Origin of the sequence: Bradyrhizobium sp. (assembly GCF_019242285.1) — a bacterium.
GTDB lineage: Bacteria > Pseudomonadota > Alphaproteobacteria > Rhizobiales > Xanthobacteraceae > Bradyrhizobium.
In genome coordinates, this window is sequence record NZ_JAFAVV010000386.1 from 1 (window position 1) to 10,241 (window position 10,241).

6 protein-coding genes and 1 pseudogene are annotated in these 10,241 nt (G+C 60.6%); 6 read left to right on the forward strand and 1 reads right to left on the reverse strand.

Features of this window, described 5'->3' with window-relative positions; all coding sequences use genetic code 11:
• The coding region (locus JOY90_RS14925) for a ParB/RepB/Spo0J family partition protein (RefSeq protein WP_291691887.1) at positions 1–1,783 on the reverse strand (1,783 nt) is incomplete at its 3' end.
• Between the two features lie 578 nt (positions 1,784–2,361).
• On the opposite strand from JOY90_RS14925, the pseudogene JOY90_RS40150 reads away from it, so the two are divergent.
• From JOY90_RS40150 to JOY90_RS14955, 6 genes and pseudogenes are all read left to right on the forward strand, one after another.
• Positions 2,362–2,616: pseudogene (locus tag JOY90_RS40150) on the forward strand (DNA mismatch repair protein MutT); the annotation flags it as partial.
• 822 nt (positions 2,617–3,438) lie between these two features.
• Positions 3,439–4,611: a hypothetical protein gene (locus JOY90_RS14935; protein ID WP_291691888.1), complete on the forward strand. Its 1,173-nt coding sequence runs from the start codon at positions 3,439–3,441 to the stop codon at positions 4,609–4,611.
• 179 nt (positions 4,612–4,790) lie between these two features.
• Positions 4,791–6,167 carry an MFS transporter gene (locus JOY90_RS14940; protein ID WP_291691889.1) on the forward strand — a complete coding sequence of 459 codons (1,377 nt, stop codon included), beginning with the start codon at positions 4,791–4,793 and terminating at the stop codon, positions 6,165–6,167.
• Positions 6,164–7,648, forward strand: a complete 1,485-nt coding sequence (locus JOY90_RS14945) for an NAD(P)/FAD-dependent oxidoreductase (protein ID WP_291691890.1) — start codon at positions 6,164–6,166, stop codon at positions 7,646–7,648. The genes JOY90_RS14940 and JOY90_RS14945 overlap by 4 nt, the downstream gene beginning before the upstream one ends.
• Positions 7,605–8,540 carry a hypothetical protein gene (locus JOY90_RS14950; RefSeq protein WP_291691891.1) on the forward strand — a complete coding sequence of 312 codons (936 nt, stop codon included), beginning with the start codon at positions 7,605–7,607 and terminating at the stop codon, positions 8,538–8,540. The genes JOY90_RS14945 and JOY90_RS14950 overlap by 44 nt, the downstream gene beginning before the upstream one ends.
• A gap of 485 nt (positions 8,541–9,025) precedes the next feature.
• Entirely contained in the window at positions 9,026–10,216 is a 1,191-nt protein-coding gene (locus JOY90_RS14955) for a helix-turn-helix transcriptional regulator (protein ID WP_291691892.1), read from the forward strand.
• Positions 10,217–10,241: the final 25 nt, after the last annotated feature.

Genomic DNA, 10,241 nt, shown 5'->3' on the forward strand with positions numbered 1-10,241 from the left:
GATAGCTCCGCACAGTCGGCCGCCAGTATCCGGTCATGTCGAGCGTGACGGCTTCCGCCAACCGGTCGGCCGTCGCCAAGGCGCGAGGCCTTGGTTCCCACGGCAGCTTGACGGCATTGACCGTCACGGCAACACAATGCGCAAACAACGCCATGCGGCTGTCGTGGTCAAGTTCGGCCACGAACGTCCACAGGCCGGTCACGTCGCGGGGCAACTGCCTCGCCCAATTGGCGTGGCGATCCGCCAACGCCTTGCCAGCCGGTGTATCCTCAATGCCGTCGGCATGGGTCGCCAAGTCGGTCTTGATCGGCTGAATGCCCACGACGTGAGCATTGGCGCCGAGATAGAAGATTTGAGCCGCGAGCGTATGCGTGACCGCGACGACGGCGACATCCGGCTGTTCGCTCAAATTGAGCCGCAGCCCCAAGGTGCGATGGGCGGTGAGGTCACGGACAAGAGTGTCAGATAGCGGACGGTCGTCATCTTCCTCCTCGGTGCCACTTTCATGGTCTCCTTCCCCATCTTGCCCGGGTTGACTAGCCGCACCTTCGGCCTCCTTTGCTTCCAAGGCTTCTTCTGGCGGCTCGGCCTCGGATCGGGGCTTCTCATCCGCGGCGCGGATGAAACCGCGCTCGATGCGCACGGTGCCATCGTGATTCAGGACAACGAAAGCGCCGCCACGCGCGATATCTTTTGGATCATAGGCCGTGCGCCTTGCTTCCAGCCGCTCGATTTCGACCTCAAGCTCACCGAACCGCGCGTCTACGTCGTCCGGAAGTTCGTCAGCCGCCTGGTGCTGTTCGGTCAGGTGGTCGAATTCCGTGTGAGCTGCCGCAAGGTTGGTCTCATCTTCCGCCGACAGCACCACCGGAAGCGGATACGTCCGGCGCATGCCATGGGCATGCGGGAAGTCGAGATGGGCTTCCGTCCACTTCCAGCCCTCGGCTGCCCGCAGCGCATCGGCTTCGCGGCCAAGCTTTGCGGTCACCAGCAGGTCGAGCAACGCCACATCCTCCAGATAGCCGCCGCGATCCTCGGTGAAGAGGTCGCGGAGAATGGCGCCGCCCGCCTCCGTGTAGGCTTCGATGCCAACAAAGCGAGCGCGGCGGTCTGTCGCTGCAACATGGGTTTCTGTGAGCAGCCGGCGGATCGTGCTGGCATCCCGGTTATAGGACAGCCGCTCATAGACGCCTTCCTGCCGGGCGTGGTCCTCGGTGATGGCAAAGGCGGTCAACTGCTCTAGGGTCAGTGCGCCATCGCGATAGACCTGAATCAATTTCGGGGAGACCGCCGCCAGCCGCAGGCGCTGGCGAACCACATGGGCAGTCACGCCGAAACGGGCCGCGATTTCCTCCGCACCAAGGCCTCGTTCGTCCGCGAGTTCCTTGAATGCCTCGAACTGGTCAGCGGGATGCATGTTCTCCCGGGTGACGTTTTCATCGAGGCTGATCTCGTGCGGATCGTTCGTGGTATCGACGATGCACCGAATCGGCTCGGTTTTCTTGATCTCCTTCCGCTTCACCCGCAGGAGCTGGGCAAGCCGCCTACCCTCGCCGATGGTCACGAAATAGAACCCGGTCGCCGAGCCATCCGCGTTCAGCTCCGGTTCGACAACGAGATTTTGCAGGAGGCCTTTTGCGGCGATGCTGGCCGCATAGGCCTCGATGGCCGCCTCGCTGTGCGGCATCTTGCGGGCGTTCTTTGGCGACTTCTTCAGCTTGTCAAGCGGGATAAAAATCTCGCTTCCATTTTCAGGAACGGTTTTGACTTGCTTGGCCGACATGATTGATCTCCTTTTTTGGCTTCAAGGGCGCAGAGCGCACACACTTCGCGCCTGCGCCCCTGCCCGTCGGCGAGACCGGGGGTAGCAAGTGCCAGGGCGATCCGAGCGGAGGGGGATCGCCCGCCCGTCAGGGCCGCTCGGAAGAGCGGGTCTGCACAAGCGCTTGCCAAGGCTTGGAGCGTGATGAATCAGAAAAGAGCGCGGAAGACCGGGGAGACCGCTCGGGTCGGCGCCGGCATCTGCCGGCTCTTCACCCTGGCGCGCGCGAGGGGCGGAGCCCCTTCGCTCGAACGCATAAAATGTCGTGCAGTGTTCCGTTCGGCAAGTTACCAAGGTTATCTTCTTGGGTGGACCGGTCCACATGGTCGCCGTGCGTCTACGCTGGAGACAGCATTCCGTCCCCCGCCAGCTTCGTATCATGAGATCGCTATGCGCGAGCGCCCGTCATCTCGACTCTTGGTCGTTGATCCGTTGGATCGCATTCTCCTTTTAGGTTTGAACACCCGCTCGCAGGACAAGGCTTCTGGGCTACGCCTGGCGGCGGGTTAGACTCTAACGAGAGTTATGCGCAAGCGGCGCGCCGCGAGCTATTCGAAGAAACTGGACTTTCAATCGACGATCCGGGACCAGTGATTCATCAATGCACTGCCACCTTTCTGACGCCTGACGGCGAGAAAGTCCGTGCGGACGAGCGCTTTTTCCTTGTCCGGGTGGAATCCGCACAGATGATTTCGAGCGAACGCTGGACCGATCTTGAACGTGAGGGTGATGGCCACGCATCACTGGTGGTCGGCCGAAGAATTGCTCTCGACGGCCGAACAGATCTGGCCTGAAGATTTATCTGATATTCTGGTCCGCATCGGCGTTTGGGCAGCGCTTCGCGGGTGACTCCCACTCAGGTCGAGCGGCGACATAGCGATGGCTGCGAGACTTGATTAGCCCTACGCCTCGGACCGGAAGATCGATGGGAATCAAGAAGGGCCTCTATTTTACATATGGGACTAAGGGCAAAGCGAAGAGGCAGCCGCTGAGGGGCAGTGATAGCGACGCCGGAACGGCGGGACCCGAAAGCGAGTGCAGTCGAGAGACCGGTTAAGAAGGCACCCGTGCAATGGGCAGTGATAGCGGCGCCGGAATGCAATCAAGGCGGGCCCCTTGCGCGAGTGCCTCCGGCGAACGACACCTGATCCGCGCGAGGATCAAAGCCGAATGGCAGAGACCGCCAGGGCTCGGTTCACGCGAGCCGCCGGCAAAGCCGCGCACCCTCTGCGATCAAAGACGGCGCTTCTCAGAATAGTTCGCCAAATGGTTTTTCTGGTAGCGAGGATGATCGTGGTGAACATCATTTAGCTCGGCGTCGGAGTCTTCCTGCGACGACTGATCCTGTCATCAAATGGCGAATGTATTCTCAATTGCAACTTCGGATTGAGGATACTAACGCTGCCAGATTCGACCGACTGACAGAGCTTGAGGCTAAACAGCACAGTCTCACCGCCCGCTGAGGGGATGCCATAGCGTAGCATAGCGCAGACTTTTTTCTCCAGGTCCTGTTCGAGGATCGATATATAGCCAGGTTCCGAGGAGAATTGTCGTTACCCAAATCTGTGAACCACGCCACACTAACGCTTGCGACTTGTGTTAAAGAGAACAGTAGGTTGTTCTCATCCCTTTGGCAAAAAGTGCGCATGCTTTCGCATCGACGATTATCCGAGTTAATTGGCATGATCTATGATTGCGCGATCGAACCGGATCGATGGCCGGCGACACTCGCAGAAATTTGCCAGAGCATCGGCTGTATGTCCGGTTTTCTGTTGCTGGTCGATTTGGAGCAGTCGGGTCACAAATTCGCGCATTCGTGGGGGCTTAGTTCCGATTGGAAAGAACGGTACCTCGCCTACTCGGATCGACTGACCGGATTTTATAGCCTCGCATTCAGTCGCCAATATCAACGCGACGGCGAGCCGTTGATCATGTCACGGTTCATCGACCAGACCGGGTCGAATGGAAAACGCATCTACGAAGAGTTGAGGCGCACGCTAAGCATCAATGATGTGATGCAGACGGTCGTGTTGCGCGAGGCGCGACGGATCGCAATCCTCACGGCCAGCCGCCACCAGGATGGCGGCAACTTGATGGATGGGGACGCCGCAACAATTCGCCTGCTTGTGCCACATGTCGGTCGTGCGGTGAAGATCATCGACATTCTCGATGTGAAGAAGATTGAAGTTGATACTCTTGCGGCGACGCTTGATACCTTTATCGCCGGGGTAGTGGTGGTCGGCGAAGAAGGGTGCATCTTGCATGCAAACAATTCCGCGAAGCGCATGTTGTTGGCGCACAACCCTATTACCGCTATTGACGGGATTCTCACGGCGAGCAACGCAACTGCAAATCAACAGCTGTCGGCAGCAATCGGGCTCGCTCGCACCGACGAATCCGAAATCGGTAGCGGCGGACTAGGGGTTCCGTTACTCAGTGACGAACCCGCAGTGGCCCATGTGTTGCCGCTCGCACGAGGCGACGTGCGTACGCGTTTGATGCCGCAGGCAACTGCTGCTGTCTTCATCACGCGTGCCGAGTCAAACTCGATCGCCGACGTCGGGGCGCTTGCGCGAAACTTTGATCTCACGGCGGCCGAGATCCGGCTCCTCGAGCAGCTCGCCCGGAACGCGACGCTTGCCTCTGCCGCCAGGACGCTTGGCATCTCGCAGGAGACGGCGCGTACCCACTTGGCTCATATTTTTTCCAAGACCGGCGTATCGCGGCAGGCCGATCTACTGACACTGGTCGATCGCCTCGCGCCGCGGATACGCCGAACGGCAAGGTAAGCCGCCAGCACCGCGAATCTAAATGTACATCTGCTGGACTGCTGTTCGGTCACCCGTTTGGGTGACGACGCTCACCGGTTCGATACTGTAAGCACTTTACCGCTGATGCACGCGACCGCAAGCCGCTGGCGGGCGATTTGCCGTCAAAGATCGGAGAATGCGAGCGCCAGAGGACCTCAATGGACCAAAGTGCCGAACTGGATTTTCGCAAACACGCCAAAGTTGCGTCGAGCTTCATCGAGGTCGCAATCCTGCGGAAGCTCAGGATCAGACTGCTTCCCTTTCTGCTTGCTCTCTACGTGATCGCCTTCATCGACCGAACCAACCTGGGGTTTGCCGCCCTGACCATGAACCGCGAACTGGCAATAACCAGCCAGCAGTTCGGGTTGGCAGCGGGAATTTTCTTCTTGGGTTACTTCCTGTTGGAGATCCCCAGCAACCTGATTCTTCACAGAATCGGAGCACCGGTCTGGTTAGCCCGAATCCTGATCACGTGGGGCGCAGTCGCCACTCTGACCGGGTTTGTACAGTCTGCCCATCAGCTGTATATCGCGCGCTTTGCTCTCGGGCTCGCAGAAGCGGGATACTTTCCTGGTATCGCTCTGTACTTGGGTTATTGGTTTCCGTTGCGGGCGAAAGCACAAGCGCTGGCGCTGATCATCATCGGCATCCCCGTCGCGAGCATCCTGGGTGCTCCGATTTCAGGGATCATTCTGGATCATGCGGATTGGTTCGGCTTGAGCAGCTGGCGATGGTTGCTCATTCTCGAGGGATTGCCGGCAATCTTGTGCGTGTTTCTGACGAATCGATTACTGCCAAGCCGACCTGCGGAAGCCAAGTTTCTCACTCAGCAAGAAAAGGCCTGGATCGCCGACCAATTGGAGTACGAAGAGCGGCATAAGCCCGGTTGGCAATCGATGTCTGTGACGCGGACTCTGATCCATCCGCGGGTCTGGCACTTGGCGTGTATCGGCGTTGCTTTCGGTTTTGGCGCTTACACATTCTTGTTTTGGCTTCCACAGATGATGAAGTCCGTCTTGGCGGGCGCGTCCGGTAGCGTCGTCGGGTTGCTTCTCGCAATACCCAATCTCGTTGGCCTGATCGCGATGATCATCGTCTCGCGCCACTCCGACAGCACGCTGGAACGCCGGTATCACATGGCAGCGGCGGGAGCCTTGGCGGGAATTGGTCTGCTGTTGCTGGAAGCGTCCCCGCCACCATTTCTATCCGTGGTCCTTTTTTCGGTCGTGGCGATCGGAAGCTACAGCTTCTTGCCGGTCTTCTTTTCGGTGCCCGGCGAATTCCTGTCTGGTTTCCCGGCGGCTGCGGGTATTGCGCTTGTGGCCTCTGTGGCCAACCTGGGTGGGTTCGTCGGACCATACGTCGTTGGCTTGATTCAGGGAAGGACAGGCAGCCTGCACGCCGGCCTGGCCTTTGCTGGTCTCGCGTTCCTTGTGTCTGCAACTCTGGCCTTGTTCCTGCCGCGGAAGGCGCAAGTCACCTCCAACGCTATCCACGATTCGTCAGCCACGCGCGGTGTCGGAGGAGCCGTTTGAAGATCATCATCATCGGCGGAGGTTTTGCGGGCTTGTCTGCATCATTGATGTTGGCACGAGCGGGCCATCAGATTTTGGTGCTTGAACGAGACCGCCTGGAGCCCGGCGCGGATGTCGAAGCCGCCGCTGCATCGGCGTTCCGAACGACGGCGCCACAGATCGTCCAGCCCCACATCGTCAATCCGAAATGCCGGGAGCTTCTTCTGCAGCGGCTGCCCGATGTCTATCGGGAATTGTGCGCGGCCGGGGCGGTCGAGGCGCCTCTCTCGGCCCAGATGCCGCCGTCGCTGGTTGATACAGCGCCCCGCCCGGGCGACGAGCGCCTTTCGCTCCTGAAGATCCGGCGTTCAACGATTGATTGGGTGTTGCTGCGCACGGTGCTGGCAGAGCCAGGTGTGACGCTGCGCTGCGGGGTGCGGGTGACCGGCCTGCTTAGCGCGGCGGGCGAACCACCTCATGTGACCGGCGTGCGCACTGAGCAAGATGATCATGTCACAGATCTCGTCATCGACGCGGCCGGCCGCGGTTCAGCGATCGATCGCTGGCTGGGAGAGATCGGTGCCCGGCCGGCGGCAGCGTACGCCGCGGAGTGCGGCCTCGCCTATTTCAGCCGTCATTATCAGATGCGTCCCGGGATCGAGGCTCCGGAGGTTCCTACGCGGATGCTCGCCAGCCTGGACGAATTCACCCTGTTGGTTTCGGGAGCGGACAACGGGAAGGTTCAACTGGCGGTCGTGCCACTCGCCAGGGATCGGCGTTTCCGCGCGCTCAAATACCCCGAGGTGTTTGCCGCGGTCGTGCGCACTGTGCCCGCCTACGCCGCGTGGCTGGACAGATTGGAGCCGATTAGCCCAGTTTTTGCGATGGGCGCGGTGCGCAACACGCTGCGCCGCTTGGTTGTGAATGGCGCTCCCGTCGTCACGGGTCTGCATGCGATCGGCGACTCCGTGTGTACGACCAATCCTTCGCCCGGCCGCGGGTTAAGCCTTGCGCTTTTGGCGGCCGCCGATCTTCTCGACACCATCGAACTGCATGTCACGGATCGGATCGCACAGGCGTTCGAATTGGACAGACTGGTCGGCGACCATATCGCGCCGTTCTATGAGGATCAGGTGACGATCGATGGTGCGCGGTTAGCGATGCTTCAGCATGCCATCTTCAATGCTCCAGCCCCGAAGGTGCCCGTCATCTTCGACCGGATTGACTACGCCCAACTGCGAACGGCTGCGCTGTTCGATCCGACTGCGTTCCGCGCATTGCTGAATGTCGCCGGAATGATCTGCTGGCCAAACGACGTCTATACCGATCCGCGCATGGTGGCACGTATTCGACAGGTGCTGGATCAACACGACGGCGGACCGCCGATGGTCCAGCCTAGCCGCGAGCAACTGCTTGCCGCACTCGCCACCGGTGATCTTCGTCGCAAGGGAGGAAACAATGAAATTCGTCCACAGGCCACTTCGGATCGAGCCGGCATTTGAGGATCGCGAGGCGATCCGCGCCATGTTCGCGCGACACGCTCCCTATGGTGCGATCGCGGCCTACATCCCGGACGTCGTCGTGGACGATGCGACCAAACCCGAAGCCGAACAGTCGGTTCAACCCTGGTTCCGAGGAAACTGGGCGGCGGGCGGCGTGCCGCTCGTCGAGGGCGCTGAACTGATCCTGCACAACAAGCAATTTCTTGCGGCGGCGAAAACCCTCTTCGGCACGTCGCGTGTGTTTCCGGAATTTGTCGTGGTCAATGTCAATGCGCCGATGCCTGCCGGCATGACCCATGTCGACATCCCCGCCTTTCACGGCGCAACACGAAAGCAGTATCCTTTGTCGCTTCTGCGAATGATGGGAAGCTCCGGCCTGTTCGAAAAATGGCGCGTGATCCAGGCAGGAGCGGTCGCGTGGTTTTATGAAGGCTCGGGTTGCAGCTTCGACTACTGGCCGGAAGGGCTTGATGGCCCAATGCTCAGCGAGCGGTCTCCATTCGGCAATGTCGCCGTGATGGCAGATAACGACCGAATGTACCACCGCATCGGTCCCGTTGGCGATCCCGATGCGGTGCCGCCGCGCATTTCGCCCTCGGCCCAAATTCAGCCGGCCCGCGACGGCACCTGGGAGATAGTGGAGAACGGAGAAGTCCGGGCGACGTATCCCGGCCGTGCCGTTCGCCTGTCCTTGGTCTGGAAGGCGGAGGTTCGGGACCGGGAGTCTAAAAACGACAATCTGGATCTTGATCGCGTTATGGCGATCTTCACAGCCGATCTGCGCCGTCGGAACGTGGATTTCGATATGCCCCCCGATCCTTTGGCGAGCGCTGCGTGGCTTCTCGTTCTCCAGCAGACGTATGCTGATCCAATTCTGGGTCGCGGCGAATGAGAGGAAGCTAACCTCGTGTACTATCTGCGAATGTCATCGAGGATTGCGCCTTCACTGGAATGCTACGCCTTTGCTCGCCATTTTCGATCGAATCGATCGAGCGCGGTGGTCCCTTGGCGTTCGACGGCGCAGCGATCCGGCTTCGAAGCGCGCTGGAATCGCTCACGCGGCCCGATACTGCGACATCAAGCCGAAGTCACTATCCAGAGCTTGGTTAGTATCATCTCGCCGCATTCTTGCCGGCAAGCGCGAAGATTCGGCGGCGTTCCCGTGATCGATACGAAATCGCACTGCATCGTGCAAAAATCGCGAAATGGCGCGCCGCGCCCGATGAAGATGATCAGGGCACTACTGCCTCGCAGAATGGGATGGCCCGACCGTGCTAAGGCGCCTAATTTGCTGGATGTGGCTGGGAGGCGTCAAGCTTCTACGCGCGGGCCCCGATTTTTTTCAGCGCTGATCGATCGTGTGCGTGGGTGTGTGAGTTGTTTCATATTTCGCCAAAATGGTTGGGCGAAGGTGCGCGTCGATTTTGCTGGGCGGCATTTAACCGTGAGGTCGGTATGATCGACCAGGACAGGTTTCAGAATATACTCGAGTGCATCTACGAAGCCGCCGGACGGCCGGAGCGTTGGCCCTCAGCGCTTGGCGAGTTGGCGGCCGCGGCGAATGGATTCGGCGCCCTCACGCTGCACCACCGGCCTGAGGGCGCGTCGCTGCACACGGCGTCCGAGAGCATGGGTCCTTACCCGCGGACATTTTTCGCTGAAGGATGGAACCGCGACAACCCGAGGGAGGTCCGCGCCCGAGCGCTGCGCATGGGCGTCGACACCATCGTGACGGATGAATCGCTCGACGATCCATCCGACACTCGCTTCGAGCGATGGCGATCCGACTTTCTCGATCGATTCGGGCTAAGGCATTTTCTTAGCTTCAGTCTGCTCGGCGTGTTCGTTCCGGCCCCCTTCATGCTTACGATCGAACGGCTCGAGAAGAGCGGCCCGTTCGGCGCCGACGAAATCGAGACGGTCAAGGCGGCGCTTCCGCATTTTCGCCGCGCGGCCCGGCTGACGGTCGCGGTCGGCGAAGCGGCGCAGAGCGGCATGGTGGACGCCTTTTCGGCGCTCAACAAGGCCGCGGTTCTGCTTGATGATCTCGGCGAGGTCGTGCGCTTCAACGCGCCGGCCGAGGCGCTGTTCGGCGATGGCTTCACCGTTTCGCGCGGACGGTTGCGGGCGCTCGCTCCTGGCGCCAATCGCGCGCTCTCGGCGCTCATCGCCGGCGCCTGCCGTCCCGACGCGGCCATGGTCGCGCCAGCGACGGACGCGATCGCTTTGCGCCGCGAATTTGGCGCCCCACTGGTGCTCCAGGCGGCGCCGCTGGTGCACACTGCGCGCGACATTTTTCAGCGCGCACGCGCATTGCTGCTGATCACCCCGCTGCATCGACTTCCAGAAATTGGCGAGACCATTCTGCATCAGGCCTTTGGCCTGACGCCGGCGGAGGTCAAGGTCGCGCGTCATGTCATCGCCGGCAGAAGCATGCCCGAGGCGGCCGCCGAGCTTGGCGTCTCCGCTGATACAGCGCGGGGCCATCTCAAATCGGCGTTCGCCAAAACGGGAATCCGAAGCCAATCCGAGCTCGCCGTCCTGCTATCGCGGCTTGGCGGTGGCTGAGCGACGATGCTCTGGCGTCCGCGAA